This is a genomic window from Rickettsia japonica YH (assembly GCF_000283595.1).
In the GTDB taxonomy this organism is placed as follows: Bacteria; Pseudomonadota; Alphaproteobacteria; order Rickettsiales; family Rickettsiaceae; genus Rickettsia; species Rickettsia rickettsii.
Genome location: NC_016050.1, coordinates 712933 through 738580, shown reverse-complemented (window position 1 = coordinate 738580; position 25648 = coordinate 712933). Strand labels below are relative to the sequence as shown.

Sequence of the window (25648 nt, the reverse complement as noted above, 5' to 3'; positions counted from 1 at the left end):
TGCAATGACGTTTACTTACACAGCTCTATATATTCCTTATTCAATTTTATAACGTTCCAAATCCATAAACTCATCATAACTATAAAAGTTACTAATAAATATATTATAATAGAATCAAAGGTAGCAGTCGGAATAATAATAAATATCAAAGACTGTATAAATGCTCCAAGCGATTTACCGAATTTAGTACCTATTACCTCTACGGCAGCTTTTCCCTTAGTTCTAAGTTCTAAAGATAAAGGAATATACGCCATTTCTTTTGTTGAATCGAATAATGAATATTTGGACGATTTACTCAGTATGTTCTGAATTGCTCCAACAATAATCGCTGCATATAGAAGATTAAAATCACCGAAACATTCTCCTATTTCTTCAATAAAAATTATAAAGATAAAAAACATCAAGCCGGTAATAGACAACATAATAGGAGTTAATAATGCAGAAATGAGCCAACCGAGTCTTCTAAGAATATTACTGCCTATTATCATGAAAGTAACGCATGATATCCCCATCCAAATATTAAACCTGCCCATAAAGTTAACATAGTCTATAGTGTTTGGATGTAATTCTTTTATTTTTGCTTTCCAAGGTCCTTCAACTATATTTATTAATAATCCATAACAGATTATTAATAAGGCAATACGACCTATATATTTTGAGTGAATTACTAATTTGATACTTTCAATTATCGAAAGTTTTGTTTTCATTTTAGCTGTAACTTTTTTTGCATCTAAAACATTTATGGAATCTGTTAAAATAAATCTATTTATTATTCTAAATAGAAGCATAGCAATTATTCCTGCAGTAACAATAATTGACATGATTGGCTGAAGCATTATAGCATTTCCGGCAGATGAATTAAAAGAATCTGGTAATAATTCTGAATCAATGACGTCCTGCCCGCTTGAGAAAAAGACAAGTACGCTGCCTGCTATTATAAGACCGATATTACCAACCATTCCAAGAACGGGATAGAATCTTTTAGCTTTAGAAGTATCAAAAATGTGATTGGCAAACTGCCAAAACATTAAGTTTATGACTACTGCACTCCATAATTCCGCGGAAATATACATCAGTGCATAACTCCATTGACTACCTATTTTAATAAACCATTTAAAATTAGGGTATGAAGCAATTAATTTATTTATCATTTCATCATTAGGATGATAAATATCTTGATTTGGATAAATAATATAGGCAAATAATAAGAAAAATAGTAAAAAACTGCCGACTATAATGTAGAAAATATATTCAAAATTTAAGTTATTACTAAGTTTAATATAAAGTACGGTAAAAATTACGCACGAGGGTAATACTAACCATAATTTTAAGAAGCTAATAATTTCAGCCCCCATAGAGGGTACTACTAAACTATCTTTGATAGATCTTAAAGCCCCAAAATTAAAAAGGATACATAACATCATTAAAGCCATAGGTATAAATAGCTTTAATTCTTTCCTTTCTATAGGCCAAATTATTTCTTTAACTTTTTCAAAGAAAATTTTAGGCGGTAACATTTTTATTGTAACCTTACATATTAAAGTTAATTTTTAAATCTCTTAAGTGCTAAAGTCAATTAAAATAATTAATTTATACTACTCCAAGGTGTTATTTCTTTATATCACCAGTAATGTTTTGTGATCTTATCTCATTTGTCCTGATTTGTCTTCCATAATTCCTGCTTATCGGTAGTCCATGGCTTAGGTCCTGCATAGTGTAAAATGAAATAAGAAAAATAAGGGCTTTGAGTCTCAAAATATGTACAACAGTTCCATCTCATCGATAAGGGATAAATATAATGCTGAAATGCAACATTTAATAAATCTTGGTTAGGAAAAGAAAAATCACATTTTGAATTTTGTAAAGTTTCTAAAAGCATATTTTTATCTTGCTTTTCTTGCATATTTTTTAAGTTTAAAAATACTACCCCGCTATTTTTATAAGAATGAGTTATATTTCTCTTACATTCTTTTGTCACTTTATGACTACAATATGTAATACCTGTATCTATGCTACCCGCAGCAATATATAATCACTCATATCTATTTTTTAAGAGAATTTAAATCACGCAGTACTACAATATCTGCATCAAGATATAATATAGAATCTAGATGAGGAAAGATTTGATCAAAATATAACCTATAAATTATTGAACTAGGCCAATTATCCGTAAATTTTATTTTCTTATCGGCTAAAACTTGATTTAATATATTTTCAGGAAAAGTAGTAAAATCTATAGAATAATCTCTGATATATTTCATGGAAGCTAATTTTTCCATTGATTCTTGACTAATGGGGTCATTAGAATTCATAACAATATGAAATCTATAGAAACTATCTAAGTCACTATTTAGTAGACTAGAGGATATTACTGTGCCGGCATGAATAGCAAACTTATCATTAAATAGTCAATGCTATATCGAGTATGTTATTTTGCTTTATACCGGTTAGTTTAATTATATTTTGTATTTCTTCTATGGCAAGCCTGTAATCGGTTTGTATAGTTTGTTCATTAAAAGATGACCTGCCTAATACATGAATTAAGCTAAGCCTATATAAACATCTAGCAGTAAGTTCCCGGTATATTAAGAGAGTAAACTGTTTAAAAAAGGAATCTCATCCGCTGTATAACCGCTATAATATTTTAGGAAATCATCATCATTTTTTATTTATAATATTTCTTTTACTTTTCCTTCGTGACCTAAAATAATGAGTGTAGCTAAATTAATCGCAGCTTTTTTAGTATATAAAGTATCTAAACCGTAACTATCGTTTTTAATCGCTTTATATTGCTGAACTAAAGTAGCATTTTTGTCTAGATAAAGACTTAGTAAGCAATCATAACCCTGTGCTACCTCCAAACGCACCATTCCGTCTTCTACTTTGAAAAGAGCAAATTTTTTCTAACCTTGCTTTATCTTTTGAGTTTAAAGATTCGCTATCTTCTAATTGCTCAAGTGCTAGATCAAAATTTAATTGATCTTCACATATGGTATTATAGAACTTTTTATAACTATAATTCCCAATATCTATAATACAACCTGTGATTTATAAATTCTGTAATTACTTACGAAAAAAGTTGCAGTAATTATTACTGCTAGAAAAATAAAAAAAGATAGTATTAAAATGGATTTTAACCATTAATAACAAAAGAGCAATAATTATTACAAATAGCGATAAAAAATTTATTAGTTATTTATATACTCATAATATTTATGTCTAAAAAGAAAAATAGCAAGCCAAAACATGATAAGGTTATAAGAGTTGCATTTGAAAACCCTATAGTTACTCAAGAGTTCTTTGAAACCTACCTACTGCCACATATCAAAATTTTACTTTCTTTTGAAGCTCTTAGAATGGAAAAAAGATAGTTTTGTAGGGCGTAGCCTAAAGAAATCTATAGTAGATATTTTATTTTCCGCTAAATTTAATAATGAAAATGGATATTTATTTTTACTTTTGGAAAACCACAGCACTCCTGATCCGTATATGGCTTTTCGTGTGTTTAAATATATGTTAAAAATTGCTGAATATCATAAGGAAGGCGACAGGAAATAAAAAATTTCCTTTTGTGTACCCTTGTGTGTTCTACAATGGTGTACAAAACTATAATGCACCTACTAATCTATGGGAGTTATTTGAAAACAGTGAACTTGTAAAAAATACATGGATTAATGATTATCAGTTAATTAATGTTCAAAATATTTCTGATGAAAAATTAAAAGAAAAAGCTTGGTCTGGAATCTTGCAGTTTTTTTTAAACATATCCACGAACGAGATTTATTAAAGAGATGGCAAGAAGTAGCTGATCTTTTACCAGAATTTATTAAAGTTAATATCGGTATAGATTATATAGAGCTAATTTTGTCCTCTACACCTTGAATAAGATTAGGGAAAATGATAAAATAGAAATAGAAAAAATGCTTAAATCGCATTTAAACCCTGCATTAGGAGGAAACCTTATGAATAGCTTAGCTCATAGCTGGAAACAAGAAGGTATTGGAAGAAGGTAGAAAAAAAGAGAAAATTACTATGGCTAAAGAAATGAAAAAAGAAGGACTTTCTTTAGAAGCTATTATGAAAATAACAAAATTAGATAAGAAAGATATTGAGAAATTAAAATAACATGATTACATTACATGCCGCAAATAAACAGAATACTCACATTTTTGTATATTAAGCCTATAGGAACTTAGAGCTAAAGGCATATATACTCGATCAACTTCAAAAAAGTATATGCTCCGCTCCTCGCCTTATAGACTCCTTGCTCTTTTTGAAGTTGATCTTCGTCTATCAATTCTTCATTTACTCGAAGTATATAAATAAATTCATGTTAAATAACTCTCGTTTATGTATTATTTGGTTGTTTGGGTTTATTAGCGGTTTTAATCTAATGATTACCGGTAATACTTTAAATTATTGGCTTGCTAAAGAAGATATAGCACTGCAAACCATCGGTTTATTATCATTCATAACGCTTCCCTACTCTATTAATTTCTTGTTAGCACCGATTTTTGATGCAGTGCAAATTAAATATTTAAACAACATATTCGGTCATAGATTATCTTGGATTTGCTTAACTAGTAGTGCATTGATATTTCTTATATATATTTTCAGCTTTCTAGATCCTAGTACTAATCTATTATTATTTGCTTTCACGGCTTTAATTATTTCTTTTTTTAGTGCTGCACAAGATACTATATTAAGTGCTTTAAGAACGGAAATAGTACCTAAAGAATCTCTTGGGTTTACTTCAGGAATATATATATTCGGTTATCGGGTCGGTATGCTTTTAGCCGGTTCTGGAGCTATTTATTTATCTCTTTATTTAACATTTAATGAAATATATAAAATCTTTGCCGGTTTAGTATTTATTTATTTAATTTTATTGATGGTAGGAATTAAGTATTGTTATTTAAATGAGAACATACATGTACAGATAATCAAGAATGATATAAAAAATAATCAAAATAAAAAAAACATAATAAATTTTATATATAATGCGTTAAAACCTATAGGTTCTGTTTATTTCATTATTCTTATATTAATTTTCCTAGTATTATATAGGTTACCGGATAACTTAATTAATGTTATGATTAATCCGTTTTTGCTTCATCTTGAGTATGATGCTTTTGAAATAGCAAGCGTTGGAAAGTTTTGTGGAGTTGTAGGAGCTATAATCGGTGGACTTGTCGGCGGTGTTATTATGAAACATAAAAATATATTAAATAGTATATTTTTATTTGGTATTATTCATGCTTTAGGACATATTTTATTTATTTTTCTTGAAATAAACGGTAAAAATTCTTTATTATTATTTATTACGATAGGAATAGCAAGTATTACCGGCGGTATGACAATGACTGCTTATATCGCTTTTATTTCTGCACTCTGTCAAGGTAAATTTCGAGCTACTCAATATTCTTTTCTTTCATCGATGATGGGGATTTCGCGCTCAATTTTTCCTATAATTTCAGGCTATATGGTAGTAAATTTCGGTTGGCAAAATTTCTTTTTATTTACTATTATTATAACTATTCCGTCTTTATTAATATTATTAAAAATCAAAACTAAATTACAATAATGAATGATATATATTAAGTATAATATTTTTAATACCGTATTTTGCTATTTCTTCCATTATACCAAGTATTTTTATATTAAATCAAAGTGCACAATATCGTAGCTTCAAAAAAGCTCTACCTAGTGTAATTGATGCTTCGATATGTTATAATATACTTATACATATAATCGTTTTCAATCATGATTTCTTCTTTATTTTTATGATTTGGTATATAGCAATACCTTTTTTCATAATTGGATTTATTTTTCTAATCTGTATGGAATATAATACTTGGAATCAATCATATTTTAATTTAACAATAGAATCTTAGCCTATTTCTATGTGGAAACAAAGTTTAGTTTCTATATTGTGATATCAATATTATTTATATTAAACCCATATATAATGAGTATATTAAATATTGGTTTTTACAAATATCAAGGAAATGACATTAAAATTATTTACATGTTTATTTGTATATGGTTTTTATAATTGGCAATAATTATTGGCAATAATTGGTTATAATATGAGAAAATTAAATAAAAATGCTATAATATTAAAAATAATTAATAAAATAGAAGCAGTAACAATCTAGTATATAAAATGGCTATTTAAATGAATAATGATATATTAAGTGCTTTTTTACATGGCATCGTTTTAGCTCTCGGTTTAATAGTGCCGCTCGGAGTACAGAATATTTTTATATTCAATCAAGGAGCAAAACAGCCAAAGTTTAGCAAGGCTTTACCTAGCATAATTGCAGCCTCAATATGTGATACTATACTTATATGTATGGCAGTTCTTGGGATATCTTTGTTAATTCTTGAAATTTCTTGGTTAAAATTATCTATATTTATTGTTGGATTTATTTTCTTAATTTATATGGGCTATAATACTTGGAATCAGCCGCCTATTGATCTTACAATGAATTCCGGGGCTTTTTCAGCTCAAAAACAAATTTTATTTGCTATATCGGTGTCAATATTAAATCCGCATGCAATTATGGATACGATTATAGTAATAGGTATCAGTGCTTTAAAGTATAGCGGTATTGCAAAAATTATATTTACCTTAACTTGCATACTTATATCTTGGATATGGTTTTTTTCTTTAGCAGTTGCAGGTTATAATATTAGAAAGCTAAATAAAAGTAGTACGATTTTAACTATAATTAATAAAATAGCTGCTATTATTATTTGGGCAGTTGCTTTTTATATTGGAGTACAAATATTGTATGAAATCGGTTTTATTAACTAGACATATTGAAGAAAATAATGAAACTATAAAGGAAATAAGTAAATATAATTTAGATTTACGTGATATTCATTGTCCTTTAATTAAATATAAAACTCTAGATTTTAATATAGATATTTTAGATAATTACTCAAATATAATAATAACTAGTAAATATGCGGCAAGTATCTTAACCGGTCATAACTTAAAACAAGATATTTGGGTAGTAGGTAGTCAGTCAAAACGATTATTAGGCAAGAAAGTAATGTATACTGCTAAAAACGTGGAAGATTTGATTAAGCATTTTCCTCCTGATTTATATGAGCAGACTATATATTTATCTTCAAATGAAATTACTAAAGATTTACCTAGCAAAATAGTTAGACATATCATTTATAATGTAGAATATTTGAATGAGCTGCCCGTATCTATTATAAAAGAATTTAAAAATAATATTGATTTTATATTACTTTATTCTCAAAATAGTGCTAGGACTTTAGTAAAATTATTACTGCAAAATAATTTACTAGAGTACTTACAAGATAGTTTAGTTGTAGCCATAAGTTTGAAAGTCGCAAATATAGTTAGACCTTTTATAAAAAATGTGGTTTATTGTGATGATCAAAACCTTAACGATATAATCAAGTTATTATCTGAAAATGCACAAATTCGATAGTTTATTTAAAAGCAAAAATATCTTTTTTATAGCAATAGTAATATTTGTCTTATCTTCTTTTACTCTTTATCATAATAGATCCGATATTTTAAAACTGTTTAAAAGTGAAAATAAGGATTTAAGCCAAATTCCTGCTCAAGCAGTAGAAAATAAAGAAAATACTACCCTGGAAGAAAAGGAAGCAGCTCCTCTATTATCTACCAAGTCGCTTTTAAATTACGTAAGTTCTTTAAAGTTTCCTGAAGCACCGACTAATTTAGTAGAACCAAAATTAGAAACTGTAGTCAATTCAGCCTCATTTGGATACAAGGAACAAGGAGCGAAGCCTATAACTAATAGGAGAGCGACGAGCGACGAGGTAGGCGTATGGGTATCACTTGACTATATTAATTACTTATTAAATGTAAATCTATTAGTATATAATTTCATGCAAGATAAGGATTATAGTAAAGAACTAAGAATAGTAAAATCCCGCCTGCTGCCTCAAGATATAAGGAATATTTTAAATAACTTAGAAGCATATAATAATTATCTTTTTTCTAAATCAAGTAGTACGGAAGTAATTTTTCCTACCAACCATAAGTGGCTGGAGAAGTTTATCAAAATTGAAAAAAAACCTTCTGCTATGATGATAAAAGAACAAGATAAACCTCTAATTTTAGAGAACTTAAACTATCTAATCGATTGTCTTTATTCAGAAAAATTTATGCAGGAGTTTGTAAATAAAGATGTTTAGGTTATTATTAATATGTGCTACTTTTTTACTGCTTTATTTCGGGTTTACTTTTATAGAGAGCTTTGATTCAAAAGTTTTTATTAGTTTATATGATTATAATATAGAGACTACCTTGTTCTTTAGTCTTATTTTAGGGCTTTTATTACTAATTTCTTGTTTTATTATCATTAGATTTCTAATATTAATTATCGATTTACCATCTAAAATACATAATATTTTTAGTAAACGAAAAATTAATCATGATAGATATGCTTTAATTTTAGCTTTTGCCGAATATATTATGAATAATAAAGCTAAATCTGCTTCTATTGCTCGCAAAAATTTATCTTCTGAAGATCTAAAAGATTCACAAGAATTCCATAATTTAATCTTAGCCGTAACTGAAGAGGATGTAGATAGAAAAATTTCCTATTTTCAAAAACTTATTACATCTAAAGAATTTGTTTTTTACGGTAGCAAAAATCTAGCAAAACTTTATTATTATAAATCTTTTTATGAGAAAGCAGAAAATTACGCAACAAAGGCTTATAATTTCAATGAACTTGATATTGAAAATTTAATTACTTTAATGCGTTGTTATGCTAGACTTTCTCTATGGACGAAATTTATTTTTATAACGAATAAGCTCGCAAAATTTCATAAACATGAGTCTATGCCGGAAATTGCTGAGTATTATTTATTAGCAGCGAAGCAAGAAGTAGAAAGTAATAATACGGCTAATGCTATAGATTATTTGGCAACGGCTGTAGATTTAAATTTTTATAACGAAGAATTACTAGAATTTTACTTTCATTTAAATAATAAGCTTAATGTTAATAAAAAGATCAAAATATTAAAAGATGCTTTTCGTATTATCCCCTCTTTAAAATTAGTGCAGCTATTTAAAAAATTTACTTCTCTACCAGATAGGCAAATTTACGAAGAATTAACTCAAAAGTTAGATGCTAAAAAAGATGAAATATTAATTTTGGCAATAGAAGCTTATTTAGAATTGTAGACGTTGTGATATGGATTCTTTTATGTCATTCCCACGTGGATAGCAAATCGTCAATTGCGATCAGCCGTAGACTGCGTGGCAATCCGGAAAAATAATAAAAAAAATTCTGATTTACAGAATTTTTTACTGGATTGCTTCGTCAATTGCTACGCAATTTCCTCGCAATGACGACTTAGGTACCTACGCAACAACGCCTGCTCGCAATGATGGATAAGCCGAACCACACAACAAAAACTAATATAAAAATAATTTCTTTGGGTGCTTACTAATTTCTTCATTTACATTATTATTATGGTGATGATAATTAGATTGAATTGTTATTAAATAAGCATTTAGTGCTTTAGCAAATTCTTCAGTTTTATAACGAAAGAAATGGTCAGCTCCATTGATAATTTTATAATCAACTTTAATATGGGATTGTTGCTTAGATAATCTATTTGCTAGGTCTTTTACATCATCTGCCGATACTATACTATCATTATCTCCTTGTAATATAAACCCTGGAATAGGACAAGGTGAGAGGAATGAGAAGTCATATTTATGAATTGTATTAACCGGCGGCGAAATAGCAATAAAATGATTTATTTCCGGACGTCGCATTACAAGTTGCATAGCTATCCATGCTCCGAAAGAAAATCCTAATATCAGATTAGACTGAGCATTTGGGTTATTCTGCTGTAACCAGTCGAGAGCTGCCCCCGCATCAACCACTTCACCGACTCCGTTATCAAATTTACCTTGTGACCCCCCTACTCCTCTAAAATTAATACGTAAGACGGTATAACCGTTATCTGCTAAAATCTTATAGGCATTATAAACTACTTTATTATTCATATTACCCTCATATAAAGGATGAGGATGAAGAACTAATGCAATAGGGGCGTTAGGCGAGGTAGCTTTTGCATATCTTCCTTCAATTCGTCCTTCCGGACCGTTAAAATAAATTTGCGGCATAATTATTCATAATATTTAATTTGTTCGATATGATATTTTACCACTTTTTCTTATTAGTGCAACTATTCTTAATTAAAATATGAGTGTATTGACGCATGCCACCATATATACTAAAATGTAGTCAAATCAGTTGGATGTAAATTACAAGGAGTGAGAAGCGCAGCCTATAGATAATAGGAGAGCGACGAGAGACTATGTAAGTGAATTCAAATCATTTTTGACTATAGCGGATAATAATAACTGAATGGAGCTATATTATGAATACAGTAGATATTAGATTACGTGTTTCAGCAGATATAAAAATTGAAGCAGCAGAAATATTTAAGCAAATGGGGATGACTATGTCAGAAGCCATGAGGATATTTTCCTAACTCAATGTATAAATAGCGGCGGTTTGCCTTTCAAACCACATATTAAGATTCCTAATGAAAAGACTATAAAAACTTTTGAGGATATAGATAAGCAAATTGGTTTAACTATCTCAAATAATACAAAAGAAATATTTAATAAGTTAGGCACCTAATTTGTATCATCATTGCAAACAACTAAAAACCTTGTTGTACGACTTCTATGTCATGCCCGCGAAAGTTGGAGTCTAGAAAGAATCACCTTAATCCTAGTATAAAAATTACAGATTATTGACAAAATAAACCTAAAAAAACAAGTTTTTTATAGGTTTTACTGGATTCCCGCTTTCGCGGGAATGACATATAAAGATTATCTAAGAAAATACTGCTCGTTCCACTGCATATACGCTATGTTGCACTAAATCCTTAGCAATTTCTTTAGTAATCATCTTTTTTAGAGCGTTTTTAAGTTCTTGTCTAACACATCCAAGCATTTGCGGTTCTGCTACAATAATCAATTCCTTATATTTAGCTTGATCAGCAGTAGTTACTTTCTCTAAATGTTTAATAACGCTCCTTGCTGCTTCTTTATGTGCTATATCTTTTAGCGAAGTATGCGGCTCAAATAGCGAAGCCGGTGTAGATTTATTTTGGTAAAGGCTTTGTCTTTTTTCTCTATGGTGGTGATGCTCTTCTAAATCCAAAGATAATTTTAAAGGTGTATTAGTAGTAATTTTAACTCCTTGAGCGTCGTAAAGCATCATTTGCTTACTATCGATAACCGCAATTAATTTTAACGGTGCTGTCCTTACCATAAATACCTCCATAAGAACTAAGTTGTAATTTTATGATAATACTAATTATTTTTAAAACCTAATATTAATTTAATAATTTTTGCTTTTCACTGTTAATCAATTGCTCAACCTTGTCATTAAGTATACGTACGTCTGTTTGCTCTATTTCTTCTTTTTCTATTACACCTATAATCTTTATCTTTATAGTGCCAGGTTGCTTAAACCAAAAACCTCTAGGCCAAAATAAACCGGCATTATGAGCTATCATCACAATTGGAACTTTAGTAATTGAAGCAAGCTTTACGGCACTTGGTTTAAATTTTACCGTTCTATCAGGCGGAACTTTAGTTGATTCCGGAAATATTATTAACCATAATCCTTCTTTTATTTTTTCCTGACCTTCTCTTAAAATCTGAGCAACCGAGCTATTAGTACCACGGTCAACCGCAATAGGTTTAACCATCCGAAGTCCCCAACCAAGCAGAGGTATATTAAATAATTCACGCTTTAATACCCAAGAATGTTTAGGAATAATCAGTTGCATAAACATTTGATCCCAAAAGGATTGGTGATTAGACACGACTATTGAAGTAGTCTTCGGTAATTTCTCAAGCCCCTCTACTTCATATTTTAAACCGCAACAAATTTTTGCAAGCCACACAAAAGCATAAGAAAAGATAATGGCAATTCTGTATCTTATTTGATAGTTGACATTGAAAAATGTTACTGGTATGTAACACATAAGAAAAAAAATAAATGTAAATAACGATAATAATCCGTAAAATGATAAAATTCTTAAACGCCACAGCATAATTATTAAGATAATTATATTAATTAAAATGGTATTTATAACATAATTTTACAATGAGTAAAATAAAAAGGTATTAAATGAAAAAAACTGTTCTTTCCGGTGTGCAAGCAACCGGTTCTTTACATCTCGGTAACTATCTTGGTGCAATTAAAAACTGGGTTAAAATGCAGGAAGAATATAATTGTTTTTTCTTCTTAGCAGATTTGCATGCTATCACGGTTGATATTAAGCCATCAGAACTTAACAATTCAATTATGGAGGTGCTTGCTGTTTATTTAGCAGCAGGGCTTAACCCCGACAAAGTAACGATTTTTGCCCAAAGTATGGTGAAAGAGCATACTGAACTTGCTTGGCTACTAAATTGCGTTACACCGCTTGGATGGTTAAAGCGCATGACGCAATTTAAAGATAAAGCAGGTAGCGATCAAGAAAAGGCTTGTCTTGGGTTATTTTCCTATCCGGTACTTATGGCAGCGGATATCTTAATATATAAAGCCGATATAGTGCCTGTAGGTGAGGATCAGAAGCAGCATTTAGAGCTAACAAGAGATATTGCAGGGGTAATAAATAGAAAATTTAACAAAGAAATTCTAAAAGTTCCTGAGGTTTTAATTAGTGAAACAGGCACAAGAATCATGAGCTTACGGGATGGATTAAAGAAAATGAGTAAATCTGATATTTCGGATTTTTCCCGTATCAATTTAAAAGACGATAACGATCTTATTCATCAAAAAATAAAAAAAGCCAAAACCGATCATTTAAGTTTTGTTAGCTATGATCAAGAAACAAGACCGGAAATTAGTAATTTATTAGATATTTATAGCAGTTTATCCGAAGAAAGCTTGGAAAAAATAATCGGTAATTATCAGAACCAAGGTTTCGCAAAATTTAAAGAAGATTTGGCAGAAATTATTATTACAAATCTACAACCGATACGTGATAAATATTTAGAATTAATGAATGATAAAGAATATTTATTAAAAATACTGCACAAAGGAGCAGAAAAAGCAAGAATTAGAGCTTCTGAAACGGTTAATGAAGTGAAAGAACAATTCGGATTTGTAATTTAAATTCATATATTGCAAGATTTCCCTTGAAATATGTAAGATTATTTGGTATGAATCTTCTTGGATAGGTGGCCGAGTGGTTTAAGGCACTAGTCTTGAAAACTGGCGTACGGGCAACCGTACCGTGGGTTCGAATCCCACCCTATCCGCCAGCTCAGTTTATAGTATTATACCCTTTTATTTGCTTTATAGTGCTTAGTATATTTATCTAGTAAAATCCTAATCATTTTTTGATAAGGGACATGTGCAGTTGCTGCTTCTAAAAAGTTCTCTAGGATGTGCTAAGAAATCTTTTACTATTTTTACTGCCCCTACTTCCCCATCAGTGTATTTTATTCTCTTGCTCATAAATTCTCTTGTCTTTACGCCAGTATCCTGCTCCAAAAATTCTTATATGATTATCTCGGAACATAAAACGGACTGTTAAATATTACCATCAACTTTACCTAAACAAAAATATCTTTTTTCTGTAACACTATGGTCTACATCTTGAAGGATTATCCTTTTGATATCTAGAAAAGCTTTTTGAGCTTCATAAAAGCTTACGTTATGCTACCAATATTAATTTTATTTTTTTCTTCATCCCATTCAAAAGAAGAATGCATTTTTAGCATTTAATCGATTAATTTAATAATACTTAGCTCTATACTAAATGTCCATATATTTATATGGGTAATAAACCATGCTGTTTAGTTTTAAATTAAAATTTAAGAAAAAATTTATTAATTATTTTATCGCCATATTTCATTATTCCAAAGAGTATCTAAAAATTCTTGAATAGGCCAAATGGTAATTTTTTTATTTTCTAAATTAATTATACGTTTTGTTTTTTCAAAAGATATAACATGTAATTTAAAATCACTATCTTTACTAAATTCTAAATGCTCAAAAGATTTACCAGCATCAAACCCTGTCATTTCCTGATATTCATATTTCCTTAGGTAATTGCTAAGTGCGGTATCGAAAAGGTAAAATTTAGGCATTTCCGTAATAATTTGCCTTTTGCTAAGTGATCTATACGGATAAAGATGATATCCTAAATACATATATCTTTTAATATTTCAAGATATGTTCTAACGGTTTTTGCATCAACACCGCAATCTCTTGCTATATTACTATAATTTATCATCTCACCGTTTGAAATGCCTATAATCTCTAGAAACCTTGCAAATGCTTTGCGTTTTCTTAAATTTGCTTCAAACTGTACTTCAGGTAAAATATAGTCATATAAATAGGACGCAAGATATTTATGAATCTTTTTTTATGCAATATAATGATCAGGTATTAGTTCATGATTAAAAATTTTATGCCAATCAAGCTCTTTTTTATCTCAGAATAGCATAGAGCGGCAAAAACATATATCTCCAAGCTCTTCCGCCAAGTAAATTGCTACCTGTTGATTTTAAGCACCTAGCACTGGAGCCGCAAAGGATAAATTGTAAAGATTTATTAGATTCTATTAAATAATGAACCTCATCTAACAGTAAGGGAATTTTTTGCACCTCATCAATAATAATAGTTGAGATTGCCGTCTTTTGACTTAAGCTCTTCTCTTAAACGTTCAGGATTTTGAAAGTAAACTTTATAGATATCAGCTTGTAATAAATAAATATATATATATCCGGAAAACGTTGTTTCAGATATGTTGACTTACCAGTTTTACGTGCTCCCCACAAAAAACAGGACTGTCCTTTTGGTAATTCTAAGTCTAAAAATCTTTGTATTGTTATGATAATATCTTGCAAATTTAGATATTTTAGGAGTATATTCCCTAAATATCTATTTATCTAGTTGATTTAAGAGGTTATCTGTAAATAAATTGTAATTAGCAAGTAAAGAGCTTTTTTAGCAAAAATTGATAAGATTTTTGATAGGATGTTATTCATATTTCAAAAAAATCTTATAATTTGCAGCAAAAAAGAATTAAATTATCGATTAAAATTTATTTACAGATAGCTTCCAACATCATTTTAGCGGCTTTTATGCCTGCTTCTGTTGAAGTTTTGATATTGGTAGTTTCGGTATGGAAAGTTATTTTACTGCCGTCAAGGTTACCGAGCATAAAATTGGTTTGTATATTGGACATCTTCCCAAACTCTACTTCTAGGGGTAATTTGTAAGTCAATCCGGTACTCGCATCTGTGCTATTGCTTTTGTGCGTTGCGGTGGCAAGTGCTTCTGTGTTTCCTGCAAATGCCTCCCTATAAGCGAGTTTGGAAAGATGTCTAGGATCTGCATCTAGATATTGTGAATAAGCAGCAATCGGGGTGCGGCAATTAGCATCTAGATACTCTAAAAATGCTCTTTCAGGTTTTATGAGTTCAAAAGTGGGAAGATGATTAATTTGGTTGCATATCTCAAGCATAGCATTATCGTCTTTTCTAATCTCAACTGCAATGATTCCCTGCCCTATACACGGTAACATCTGTGAATACTCTATCAAATGGCAATACTCCGGATTAAACACCTCTAACCTTTTAAGACCTGTATATGCTAAAATTGTTGCGTCAACTTCGCCGGTCATTAGCTTTTTTATTCTTGAATCAACATTCCCTCTAAAAACCGTTACCTTTAAATCTGGTCTTATTTTTTGGATAAATGCTTTTCTTCGTACTGCCGAGCTACCTATTACGGCATTTTGCGGCAGCTCTTCTATAGATTTATATTTTAGACAAACAAAAACATCTCTGGGGTCTTCACGCTCTAAAACAGCAGCTATTACTAGCGGTTCAGGTATTCTACCCGGTACATCTTTTAAAGAATGAACAGCTAAGTCAATTTTTTTATCAAGCAAGGCTTGCTCTATTTCCTTTAAAAATAAAGCTTTACCGCCTATATCGTATAATGGTTTATTTTGGATTAAATCCCCGCTAGTAATAATCGGCACTATTTCACAATTGATATCAGGAAAAAATTGTGTGATTTGCTGAATAACTAAATTAGTGTGTATTAAAGCAAGTGGACTTTTTCTTGTACCTATTCTGATAGAATTTGTCATTTGTTTTCTGCTATTTCAAAAGGGCTAGTAAAACTTAAAACATTACTGTTTATAATTACTTCATGATTCATAATAACCGGATGATTTACTTCTCCATGCCCTATTCCTGCTGCTTTATAAGTTCCAATATTTTGAATATGATTTAAACAAAAACTTTTTATAGCTTGTTCTACAAACTCATCCCCTTTAGTAAAATCACCAAAGATTATTGCCTTTATGCATTCAAATATACCGGTATTTTTTAATTGAACTAGATTACGATGCACGGCATAGGCTTTTTCATTAACGTCTTCAAGCAATAGAATTTTATTGTCATCCCCGTGAAAACGGGGATCCAGTATTATTTTTTCTGGATTTCCGCTTCTGCGGGAATGACATAAAGAAGCATAGGAATGAGAATGAATTTGCAAACCAGTACTAATCAATTTAGTTAAAACCGTTAAATTTCCGCCTGTTATTGTACCTGTTATATTTTCCTCACTAATTTTCTTTATAGGTATAAGTTGTATTTCACTCTTTTCTCCTTTAAGAACATTTATTATAGGCATAATATCCTGATTAGTAGGCGGTAGTAACGAAGTTAACACTGAACCGTGAATAGTTGGGATATTATAATGGTTATTTAGTAATAAATGCAAAACGGTAATATCGCTATAGCCTATCAGGACTTTATCCCCTTTTTGTTCTATATTAAAACAATCTTCTACAAATTCACTGCATCCATATCCGCCGCGAAAAGCCCAAATTATTTTAACCTGTTCATTTTCCATAGCTTCTTTAAACATTCTCAACCTTTCCTCTTTAGAAGCAGCGAAAAAAGGCAATTCATCACCTGAAAAAATCTTATCATCTACTAAAGTTTTAAAACCATGCAACGCTAGTATTTTAATAGCTTCCTTTAATTTATCTTGTGCATCTGGACAGCTTGACGCCGGTGCTATAATTGATATAAAATCTCGTTGTTTATTAAAAATAATTTTTTTCATAATAATGTCATACCGTGGCCCTGCCACGGTATCCGGTAAAAATGTTAAAAAATGTGTGTTATAAGTTGTTTTTTGGATACCGTGGCAGGGCCACGGTATGACAGCAAACAGTACTGGATTCCTGTGATTAACGGAATGACATTTTCAATTACAAAGGCATCGTAAAAATAAAAGTAGTCTTTCCCTGTTTATCGTTTTCTGCCCAAATTTTTCCGGCGTGCAGTTCTATTACTTTCTTACATAATGCAAGTCCTACTCCTCTACCTCCTGCCATACGTGTTTTAGAGCTTACGACAAATACACCGAATATACTCTGCAATTCCTCTTTCAGTACTCCTATTCCATCGTCTTTTATACTAAAACAAGATATTATTTTCTTGCATGTGTAGATCAATTTTTATTATTCCCTCACTACAACAGCTGATAGCATTTATTATTAGATTATCGAATGTGTGTTAATATAATGAGGATCACAGTTAAAATTGAAAAGAATATAATTATTATATTCTTTTCAATATCAGATACAAAATTTAAGATTTTGCCGTTTAGATATAATTTCTTACATATTTTTATCCTTTCATGTAGCAATTCACTTAAGTTTATATCTTTTTTATTTAGTTCATCATTAAGACTGGACAATTTTGAAAAATCTAGAATATTATTTATCAAGCTATTTAATTTAATAGAGCTTTTAGCTATAATCTCTACTGCATTGCGACGCTGATCTTCATTAAATGTATCATAATCAGCCCATAAGGTTTCACCAAGGCTAATAATACCGGTTAGCGGTGTATTGATTTCATGGTTTATATTACGTAAGAACTAATGTTTCAAATCAAGTAACTTCTCTAATTCCTGCTCTCTATAATTAACTCTATTACCTAAAGGAGTATTTTTTAGGTTAACTAATTTTTCTTGCTCCTGCCTTGGTTTTAAGCATACTATTAAAAGGCTACTAAATAAGGTTAGGAATATACTACTTTGAATTGAAAACTATTTATGCTAATTAATAACTTCTCATCCATAAAATATTTATAAAACTCTATACTAGCAAACACGCCTGTAACGGTCATAAGTAAAGTAGCTTGCCACCTGAATATCGTTGCAATTATAAATAAGTTAATTATCGAACACATTAATTGCAGTTGATCAAAACTACTTGATATAACAAGTAAACTACCGAAAAATATTAATATAACGAAAGTAGCCACAAACCAAGATAAAGATATAATATAATTCTTTTGAAACTTTAAAGACCATAAGGGATAAGTAATTAATATTGCAGCAGTTATAAGTGTGGTATGGTAAATAATATTATATATCTCCAAATGGTTCATTATTCTGCTACCTGATGTGGTATATAAAGATGAGAACATCGATATTAAAATAAATATACCGACATAACTATAAGTAATTTCTTGATTTGGTAGGGTACTTTCCCAATATTTAAAGATGTTAAAATTCTTAAGATCACGAAATAAAGTCAAACCTTTTCTTTCTCTCTCTTGCCTTATTATTTTAACGGCTAGCGGCTCTTTTAAAGAACTAAACCCTACGGGTTGCTTTAAAATATAATGGCTTTCAAGGAAAAAGAGTAAATTTACAATAGTTGCGGGTAGTATCGGATAAATACCTAGAACTGTTCTTAAAGAAAATATTTGCCACAATATAATAGTCAATATTGCAGTAATCATACCGATAAAAAAACTTTTGGCACTTGATTTAAAACCGTATATTAACAAAATTAACGGCAAAGTGCTTAGCGGTAAATAGATGCTAGTCAATAATAAAAATAGATTTATTAAATCTTTAGTGTAGAGTGATATAATAAAACCTATTAATTCTATAGTAATTGCGGTTATATAATTATAATTTAATGAAGCTTTTTTAATGATGTCATTAGTAAAAGTTACCACTGCACGTTAATATAAGAGTTCGTACTTGCGATTATCATTGCCACAATAACGCCGACTATTAACCCCTTAAATCCTATATAACTTTTAATGATCCGTAAAAACAATTCATTGGGTGTTAACTACCGGATCTTGAGACAATAATAATATTGCAATCCAAATGAATAAAACGGATAAAAAAAGACAAATAACTGCCGAAATAAAAAATGTTTGTGATATTTGACTTGTGTCTTTTGCCATCAATATTCTTTGAAAAATTGAAGGACCAAATGACGGAATCACAAAATATATAAAAATATTTAAAGAAATCCAAAATTTAGGACTAGGATAGTGAAACAATCCTTGTAAATCAGTAAGACGAGTGTGTACATTTGAGTCTATAACTATATGCGGATCACTAAAAACATTCCATACGACAATTCCTATTACCGGAATAATTGTACTATAAGTAAAAAACTGTACGGCTTCGGTAAAAGTAACCGATTTTACACCGCCAAAAGCAGAAGAGCTTATTATTTTACAGTGGCAATACATAAATCTATGTAAAAATTTGAAATGTTAAAGAATAGCTGTAATATTAAACTTGCTACGTGGAATTGCATGGCAATCATACCTATAGACATTAATATACTAACTATCGACGTAAGAATACGAACTTTGTTACCGTACGCCTCCCCTATTATTTCCGCTGCCGATAAACTACCCAAAAAATTCTCAAAACGAGGAGCTATAAAGTCACTAATTAATAACCAACTAACAACGCTACCGAATATACTAGGTAATAAGTACAATAATCCGTCCGTATATATTCTTGAATTATCGATTACAAAAGTACTAGTACCGATCCAAGTAGCAATAAGAGTTGCGACTATTGTACCTGTAGAAAAATTCCTTGTTTCTATCGCATATTCGCAAATATTTTTGATATTTAGAAGTCCAACTAGCAAATTAATCGCTAAAAAGCTAGTAAAAATAAGGAGATCTATATTTGGCATAGAGTTAAGTTATAGGGATTTTCTATGCAAATAATAATAAAGATAAAAAAAGAAACAAACAATATTTTTGTGGAGTTAAAAAAGTATGTCATTCCTACGAATACACATTGGTGTCATAAGACTCGATGTTATTCCCGCGTAGGCGGGAATCCAGTACTTCAAAACTTTTTAAAAGATTTTTTTAAAGTTCGCTTTATGCTGAAATTCCTGCTTCTGCGGGCATGAATATAAACGAGCCATGCAATAAGGCCGCTTTTAGCTAGGAATGAAATACAAGACTCATTTTTTATTCATAAAGATTAAACTTCTACTGCCTGACCTAATTATGCTACAGTATAATCGTTATTATACCAAGTTGTGTACTCATCGTGCATTATGACAATCATTGTCATCAACTATAGCTGTTTTTTTCTCTTCTAATACATCTGCTACAGTTTTTATTACCTACCATCTTGATACTTGGATCAAACGGCGGCTTGTTTTCTTTATTTAATAATGCTTTTAGAGTTGGCAGTTTTGGGTTGCTAGCATTATACTTTTGAATTATTTAAAAATAATCTATGGCCAGGAGTAGCTGCATCTTGAGTACACTGAAGATTTACATTACCGTCATTTTTTATTAAAGTTTCTACGATTTTAGTAGCATTATAATCGCTATACCAATCAAGCGGTGTTTTACCACTCTTATCATAGAAATTTACATCAGGTTTTGTATGCGTATTTTTTATGCATTTTTCTAAGAATGCAGCTCCAAATGTACCGAACCATGCTATTGTATTAGAATTCAATTGATCCATAATGTTAGGATTAAATCCTTGCTTTTTTACTATTTTTTCTATTATAGGCTCAGCTAAAGATTTCAGTTCTTTAAAATTGTTGATTAACAATGTTTTTTCTTGACTGGATTCTTTTGAAATATCTTGTTTAATAGACCATATTATATTACCAAGCGTAGCAATCATATTATTACCGCCGGTAGAATTTCTAAGGTTACAATTTTCTAATGTTTTTTCTACTAATTCCTTTGCATTCATTATTAAAGTTTTAAAACCTGCTTGAGCTAAATATTTATTACCGTTATCAGACATTTTAGATATTGTATTTTGTATTTGTAAAGTACCGGTAGCTAATAAATTTAATATATTATTTGCCTTAAGCGAAGGATTAACACCAAATTTAACTAGATTCTCAATTATTTTATAATATTTATTCATTTGAGTTTGAAATAAACTTATATTTTGATTACTCGGATTATTAGTAATAAGCTGATATTTATTGTAGAATATAAAGCAATATGATTATCTTGACCAAGATCATTAATATCTAAACCTAATTGTGTAAATTTTTCAATTTGTGTCTTACGGAAATCGTGAGAAATATGCGACTCCATAGCAACACGGAAAAAATTATGAATTTGTGCTTTCTCAGTTGAAACAAATTTTGCCATAAGTGCAGGGTTATGATGAAATACATCAATAACATTGGAGCTATTACTACAAATACCCCATTCAAGTATAGTATTACCGTTTGTATCTTTCTTATCCCAATTAGTGTCAGGGATGAGGATCATTTTGTTTAATATCTGTACAGCAGTATTTTCTAAAACATTTTTAACATTCTGATCTTATTGTTGAGGTATTAAAATACAAAGAGCTTCAAAAATATTAAGTTTGTTGTTAACATTAGTTCTGTTTAATATAGCCGGTATTAATTGTATGTTTCCTGAAGTTAATAATTGAAAAGGTGTATAAATAAAAGTCTCCAATTTATATTATTTTTTATAAAAAATACCATGAAATATGGTTTGTATCTATTTATTATTACTATGATACATAAAAACTTAATAAATATCAAGTAATTATTAAAAAATTAACTATTATTTAATACCAAGGTGCGAGAGATAAGTTTATTTTAATCCCTTTAACGGTAACATCAGCTCCTTTATCGGCAAGATATTTTTCTTCTCTGATTAAGGCGATTGCTTTATTGTGATAACTTGAGCATATTACGCCGATTTTATTGTTATCTGCGAGTATTTCTGCATTTTTAACTAATGAAGATAAATCTTCATCTGCTGTAATTTTATATATCTTTCTTCTTATAACTCCTTGATATTTAGCCCTTGAAATCACTTCCTGCCCGATATAACAACCTTTATCAAAACTAATTGCATTTAACTCCTCAGCACCATACATATTTGGAATAGATTTATCTGTGATTAAATCTTCTACACCATCTATTATTGCAAAATTATATTTATCTTCTAGGTATATTGGATTTCCGCTTTCGCGGGGAGATGTTGTTGAGGGGGGCGGTTCCCCCTCTGTCACCCCATGGCTTGACCACGGGGTCCAGTCTTTTTTAATTGTTGTCTGGATACCGCACAGCGGTATGACATCGAGCTTATTTATTGAGCGGAAACCAAGCTTAGCATAACGAGGATCACGAACCGTAATTAGCGAGTCTATATCTAATTTTTGAAGTGAGTAGATAACTTTATATTCGTCACTACAATCTATTACTTGTATTTTTGAGCGAAATTTATAGAAGTTTAAATACTCTATCAAAGCAGCTTTATTACTTTTATCAATATCAAGATAAATTTCCTCAGGGTTATGAACATACACGAAAAAATCAAATAAATATCTTCCTTGATTATTAAGCAAATAAGTATAGCAATAATTATAGTCAATTGATTTGGACTCGCCTACTGCGTTACTCGTCGTCTCGCCTATTATTATAGGCTTCGCTCCTCGCTCCTTGTATCCGAATTCAACTGAATTGACTATACTCTTACAAATATCGTTAGTAATGAGATTTTGTAGGAACTTTACGGAATCAAAACCTATTATTTTGATAACTTCTCTATTACTTAATATTTCATACATAATTATAATATTATTGACTTTATAGGTTCCTAACTACTATACTCTAAATTTATATAAATTAAACTTAATAATCATGAGATGTTCATCTTACTGTACTTCTTCCGAATATAAGATGAGTGATCTAGTTACTAATTTAAAAAAGATTGGTCTTGAACCTCAACATTTTGACGATGTTTTATATATTCGGAAAGAGATAAATAAAGATTCTGATTTTATAGAGATATTTTTCTTTCCGTTTGGTTGTGTAACTATTTGGGGCGGCGATGAAATTCAAGAAAAAATAGTTTTAAGCGATACTGATTTAGTACCAGTAAATAAGCTTAAAGAGCCGGTATCCGATTATATTTATTTTGAATATAATACGGAGGTCAAGAAAACATTTATTGATGAAGAAAAAAATAAAATAATCTTGGCAGATAAATCAGTTTTTGTTAAACTTTCTATTTCCCATGCGCTTGCACAATCGGTTAAACTTAGCGTTCTTGAGCAATCTGTTAGTAACTTGATTGTTCAGACAACCCCTATACAACAGGAACTAGCTAGAACCGGTAGCGTATCGCTTTCTAAAAAGGAGATATTACAGCAAATAGGTATATTATTTAACGAGCGTTATTCAATCAGTTTGCATAGCGATATATTCGATACTCCAGAATTCTTTTGGCGTCGTCCGAGTTATGAGCCTCTATATCTCATGACAGCAGAGTTTCAAGACATAGAAATACGGCAAAATATAATGAATCATCGTCTTAATATGATTCATGAGCTTTTAAACATTCTTTCAAACGATCTTAATTATAAACATTCCACCAAACTTGAGTGGATTATTATTATTTTAATCGGTCTTGAAGTGGTTCTGTCGTTATCTCATACTAATCTTTTCTTAAAATTATCGGAGCTTTATAAATAGCTTCTATGCAAATTATCGATAATCAAAAAACATTAGAAGAATTTTGTAACCGGTTAGCAAATAAGGCATGCTTAAGCATAGATACGGAATTTGAGCGTCGCTATACTTATTATGCTCAGCTTAGTATAATTCAAGTTAAAGCAGAAGAATATTGCGGAATAATTGATGCATTAAGCAATTTAGATCTGAATATTTTTAATAAGCTGCTTGCAGATAATAATATTACTAAAATATTTCATGCTCCTCGTGAAGATTTAGAGATTTTCTATAATTTATTTAAAACACTACCTGCTAATGTTTTTGATATACAAATTGCAGCAAATATTTGCGGATTTGGTAAACAGCTAAGCTATGATGACCTTTGCTATAAGCTAATCGGTATTACTATCGATAAAACCCACCAAAAATCTAACTGGCTAAAACGCCCTATTACTAGTGATATGTTAAATTATGCAATGTTAGACGTGGAGTATTTGTATAAGATATATAAAGAGTTAAATAATATAATTATTAGAAATAATTTAACTAATAAATATCAAACTACTCTTAGTACTTTATTAGATGTTAGAAATTATAAGGTTGAGCCGAAAGATGCTTGGAAAAAAATAAAATATATAAGTGATGATAAGAGTTTTAATCACAAAATTCAAATGTTTGCAGCTTATCGTGAAGAGAATGCACAAACTATAAATATTCCTCGTAAGCATTTTATTTTACATGAAGATTTAATAAAGCTTAGTAAATACCCGCCATTGAATCACAAGGATTTTAAAAATCTAAATTTAAAAAGCAAATATTTACACAAACAAAAATATAAAGATGAAATAATAAGTTTGTGTAATAACTTATAAGAAAAAAGCTATAAATCGAATAATTTGTAGCCTATTATGAATAGAAAAATTAGCCAACTAATGTAACTTGTATCTCACTATCTTGTACTACTTTGACATATTCGTTGTATACATCATCAGGCAAGTTACTAAATGCCTGGGCTATGATAAGTGTCCCTACTCCTACTAATGCTAATTGAAAGCAAATATCTCCAGTCTAAGTATCGCCGGATATTTGTCCTGTTTCTAGCCAATCTCCAACTGCTTGTGCAAAAAAAGCAAAAGGTACACCGATCAATACGACAATTTTTTTTATTATATCAACCATTTTACCCAAAGTTAAAAAAATTAAGGTTATTATACCGACATCATAAATTTAAGCTTACGATCATGAGATTCAATCAGAAAATTATCTATTAATTGTTCTTTTAAACAAACTCCGGTGGTTAATATATTTCGGTTATTATTAAGATATCGGTCAAAATGTCCTTTGCCGTATCCAAGTCTATAACCCTCCTTACTAAACGCAAGCCCTGGGATAATAACTACCTCAGGAATAAAAAAATCATTATTTATAGGTTCGTAGGTTTTAAAAGCCCCTAAAGCCAATTGATCGTTATAATGATAAGAACAATATTTTATCTCATTTTTTATGATTTTCGGTAGGAAGAATCTTATTTCAGGATGTAAGTTTGTTATTTCAAGTAAGTTAATTTCATATTTTAGAGGAAAATAAAGTCCTACTGTCTTTACTTTTAACTCCTGTAATAACCGGCTAATTTTATTGATTAGAGAGTTTTTGACTAAATCGGAATTAATCTTATCTTGGTTTTTTATTAAAAATTCTTTGAAATAAAGACGCAGCTCTTGTTTGGTCATAAATATCCTTAAATTCGTCATTGCGAGCGACTGAAGGCCTTGTGGTCTTGCTTCATCTCTGTCATCCCACGACT

The 25648-nt window shown here is 30.0% G+C and carries 25 protein-coding genes, 1 tRNA gene and 6 pseudogenes; 15 read left to right on the top strand and 17 right to left on the bottom strand.

The genetic code is table 11. The annotated features are described in order from the left end of the window. Nucleotides 1–11: 11 nt before the first annotated feature. Nucleotides 12–1517: a nucleotide exchange transporter Tlc3 gene (gene tlc3 / locus RJP_RS04010; RefSeq protein ID WP_014120865.1), complete on the bottom strand. Its 1506-nt coding sequence runs from the start codon at nt 1515–1517 to the stop codon at nt 12–14. Between the two features lie 104 nt (nt 1518–1621). Then, nucleotides 1622–3089 (bottom strand): annotated as a pseudogene (locus tag RJP_RS11570) (glycosyltransferase family 8 protein). A gap of 253 nt (nt 3090–3342) precedes the next feature. Between RJP_RS11570 and RJP_RS11390 the strand changes: the two are divergent. The 9 genes and pseudogenes from RJP_RS11390 (at nt 3343) to RJP_RS03950 (ending at nt 9205) form a co-directional block, all read left to right on the top strand. Beyond that, entirely contained in the window at nt 3343–3558 is a 216-nt protein-coding gene (locus tag RJP_RS11390) for an Rpn family recombination-promoting nuclease/putative transposase (protein ID WP_024704578.1), read from the top strand. Between the two features lie 13 nt (nt 3559–3571). Beyond that, nucleotides 3572–3787, top strand: a complete 216-nt coding sequence (locus RJP_RS11385; protein WP_324602893.1) for an Rpn family recombination-promoting nuclease/putative transposase — start codon at nt 3572–3574, stop codon at nt 3785–3787. Beyond that, a complete protein-coding gene (locus tag RJP_RS11380) occupies nt 3733–3882 on the top strand; it encodes a transposase (RefSeq protein WP_014014427.1) in 150 nt (49 codons plus the stop codon). Before RJP_RS11385 ends, RJP_RS11380 begins: the two co-directional genes overlap by 55 nt. Continuing rightward, nucleotides 3879–4125: pseudogene (locus tag RJP_RS11375) on the top strand (transposase). The gene RJP_RS11380 and the pseudogene RJP_RS11375 overlap by 4 nt, the downstream one beginning before the upstream one ends. 205 nt (nt 4126–4330) lie before the next feature. Next, complete coding sequence (locus RJP_RS03975) at nt 4331–5584, top strand: AmpG family muropeptide MFS transporter (protein WP_014120864.1); 1254 nt, start codon at nt 4331–4333, stop codon at nt 5582–5584. Between the two features lie 594 nt (nt 5585–6178). Beyond that, nucleotides 6179–6820, top strand: a complete 642-nt coding sequence (locus RJP_RS03965) for a LysE/ArgO family amino acid transporter (RefSeq protein WP_014014424.1) — start codon at nt 6179–6181, stop codon at nt 6818–6820. Then, entirely contained in the window at nt 6798–7472 is a 675-nt protein-coding gene (locus tag RJP_RS03960) for a uroporphyrinogen-III synthase (protein WP_024704576.1), read from the top strand. Before RJP_RS03965 ends, RJP_RS03960 begins: the two co-directional genes overlap by 23 nt. Next, on the top strand, nt 7456–8208 hold the full coding sequence (locus RJP_RS03955) for a palindromic element RPE2 domain-containing protein (RefSeq protein ID WP_014120862.1): 753 nt from the start codon (nt 7456–7458) through the stop codon (nt 8206–8208). The genes RJP_RS03960 and RJP_RS03955 overlap by 17 nt, the downstream gene beginning before the upstream one ends. Continuing rightward, entirely contained in the window at nt 8201–9205 is a 1005-nt protein-coding gene (locus tag RJP_RS03950) for a tetratricopeptide repeat protein (RefSeq protein ID WP_014120861.1), read from the top strand. The genes RJP_RS03955 and RJP_RS03950 overlap by 8 nt, the downstream gene beginning before the upstream one ends. A 234-nt stretch (nt 9206–9439) precedes the next feature. Here RJP_RS03950 and RJP_RS03945 read toward each other — a convergent pair whose 3' ends face one another. After that, nucleotides 9440–10159 (bottom strand): alpha/beta hydrolase, encoded by a 720-nt coding sequence (locus RJP_RS03945; protein ID WP_014120860.1) that lies wholly within the window; start codon nt 10157–10159, stop codon nt 9440–9442. 257 nt (nt 10160–10416) lie between these two features. On the opposite strand from RJP_RS03945, the gene RJP_RS09840 reads away from it, so the two are divergent. Next, on the top strand, nt 10417–10530 hold the full coding sequence (locus RJP_RS09840) for a type II toxin-antitoxin system RelB/DinJ family antitoxin (RefSeq protein ID WP_014014419.1): 114 nt from the start codon (nt 10417–10419) through the stop codon (nt 10528–10530). Nucleotides 10531–10553: 23 nt separating this feature from the next. Next, nucleotides 10554–10682, top strand: coding sequence for a hypothetical protein (locus RJP_RS09835; protein ID WP_024704575.1), 129 nt, complete (start codon nt 10554–10556; stop codon nt 10680–10682). A gap of 198 nt (nt 10683–10880) precedes the next feature. Here the strand turns inward: RJP_RS09835 and RJP_RS03930 are convergent, their stop codons facing one another. After that, on the bottom strand, nt 10881–11321 hold the full coding sequence (locus RJP_RS03930; protein ID WP_024704574.1) for a host attachment protein: 441 nt from the start codon (nt 11319–11321) through the stop codon (nt 10881–10883). 64 nt (nt 11322–11385) lie between these two features. Next, a complete protein-coding gene (locus RJP_RS03925) occupies nt 11386–12111 on the bottom strand; it encodes a lysophospholipid acyltransferase family protein (RefSeq protein WP_014120858.1) in 726 nt (241 codons plus the stop codon). 77 nt (nt 12112–12188) lie between these two features. Here RJP_RS03925 and trpS point away from each other — a divergent pair, with 77 nt between their 5' ends. Both trpS and RJP_RS03915 read left to right on the top strand, forming a co-directional pair. Beyond that, complete coding sequence (gene trpS / locus RJP_RS03920; protein WP_014120857.1) at nt 12189–13181, top strand: tryptophan--tRNA ligase; 993 nt, start codon at nt 12189–12191, stop codon at nt 13179–13181. A gap of 59 nt (nt 13182–13240) precedes the next feature. After that, nucleotides 13241–13330, top strand: a tRNA-Ser gene (locus RJP_RS03915). 15 nt (nt 13331–13345) lie between these two features. Here RJP_RS03915 and RJP_RS09440 read toward each other — a convergent pair. The 10 genes and pseudogenes from RJP_RS09440 to ygfZ form a co-directional block, all read right to left on the bottom strand. Beyond that, nucleotides 13346–13526 (bottom strand): annotated as a pseudogene (locus RJP_RS09440) (CopG family transcriptional regulator). A gap of 383 nt (nt 13527–13909) precedes the next feature. After that, nucleotides 13910–14095, bottom strand: coding sequence for a hypothetical protein (locus tag RJP_RS11565; protein WP_390889697.1), 186 nt, complete (start codon nt 14093–14095; stop codon nt 13910–13912). A gap of 10 nt (nt 14096–14105) precedes the next feature. Further along, nucleotides 14106–14322 (bottom strand): annotated as a pseudogene (locus RJP_RS10535) (DUF4143 domain-containing protein). Nucleotides 14323–14503: 181 nt separating this feature from the next. Then, on the bottom strand, nt 14504–14680 hold the full coding sequence (locus tag RJP_RS10530; RefSeq protein ID WP_014014412.1) for a hypothetical protein: 177 nt from the start codon (nt 14678–14680) through the stop codon (nt 14504–14506). A 440-nt stretch (nt 14681–15120) separates the two neighbouring features. Continuing rightward, nucleotides 15121–16176 carry a hydroxymethylbilane synthase gene (gene hemC / locus RJP_RS03905; RefSeq protein ID WP_014120856.1) on the bottom strand — a complete coding sequence of 352 codons (1056 nt, stop codon included), beginning with the start codon at nt 16174–16176 and terminating at the stop codon, nt 15121–15123. Further along, nucleotides 16173–17162, bottom strand: a complete 990-nt coding sequence (locus RJP_RS03900; protein ID WP_014014410.1) for an LD-carboxypeptidase — start codon at nt 17160–17162, stop codon at nt 16173–16175. Before RJP_RS03900 ends, hemC begins: the two co-directional genes overlap by 4 nt. A gap of 148 nt (nt 17163–17310) precedes the next feature. Continuing rightward, nucleotides 17311–20070 (bottom strand): annotated as a pseudogene (locus tag RJP_RS11370) (ATP-binding protein). 530 nt (nt 20071–20600) lie between these two features. Continuing rightward, nucleotides 20601–21284 (bottom strand): ankyrin repeat domain-containing protein, encoded by a 684-nt coding sequence (locus tag RJP_RS03880; RefSeq protein ID WP_024704572.1) that lies wholly within the window; start codon nt 21282–21284, stop codon nt 20601–20603. 17 nt (nt 21285–21301) lie between these two features. Next, nucleotides 21302–21640 carry a hypothetical protein gene (locus RJP_RS03875; protein ID WP_014120854.1) on the bottom strand — a complete coding sequence of 113 codons (339 nt, stop codon included), beginning with the start codon at nt 21638–21640 and terminating at the stop codon, nt 21302–21304. A 310-nt stretch (nt 21641–21950) separates the two neighbouring features. After that, a complete protein-coding gene (ygfZ, locus tag RJP_RS03870; protein ID WP_014120853.1) occupies nt 21951–22958 on the bottom strand; it encodes a CAF17-like 4Fe-4S cluster assembly/insertion protein YgfZ in 1008 nt (335 codons plus the stop codon). A 112-nt stretch (nt 22959–23070) separates the two neighbouring features. Between ygfZ and RJP_RS03865 the strand changes: the two genes are divergently transcribed. Both RJP_RS03865 and RJP_RS03860 read left to right on the top strand, forming a co-directional pair. Beyond that, nucleotides 23071–23865: an RMD1 family protein gene (locus tag RJP_RS03865; protein WP_041405559.1), complete on the top strand. Its 795-nt coding sequence runs from the start codon at nt 23071–23073 to the stop codon at nt 23863–23865. A gap of 5 nt (nt 23866–23870) precedes the next feature. Further along, nucleotides 23871–24716, top strand: coding sequence for a ribonuclease D (locus RJP_RS03860; protein ID WP_014120851.1), 846 nt, complete (start codon nt 23871–23873; stop codon nt 24714–24716). A gap of 49 nt (nt 24717–24765) precedes the next feature. Here RJP_RS03860 and RJP_RS11365 read toward each other — a convergent pair. Both RJP_RS11365 and RJP_RS03850 read right to left on the bottom strand, forming a co-directional pair. Further along, nucleotides 24766–24993: pseudogene (locus tag RJP_RS11365) on the bottom strand (hypothetical protein). Between the two features lie 59 nt (nt 24994–25052). Next, the gene (locus tag RJP_RS03850) at nt 25053–25574 is read right to left on the bottom strand and encodes a 5-formyltetrahydrofolate cyclo-ligase (protein ID WP_024704570.1); all 522 of its coding nucleotides are present in this window, start codon (nt 25572–25574) and stop codon (nt 25053–25055) included. Between the last annotated feature and the right edge of the window lie 74 nt (nt 25575–25648).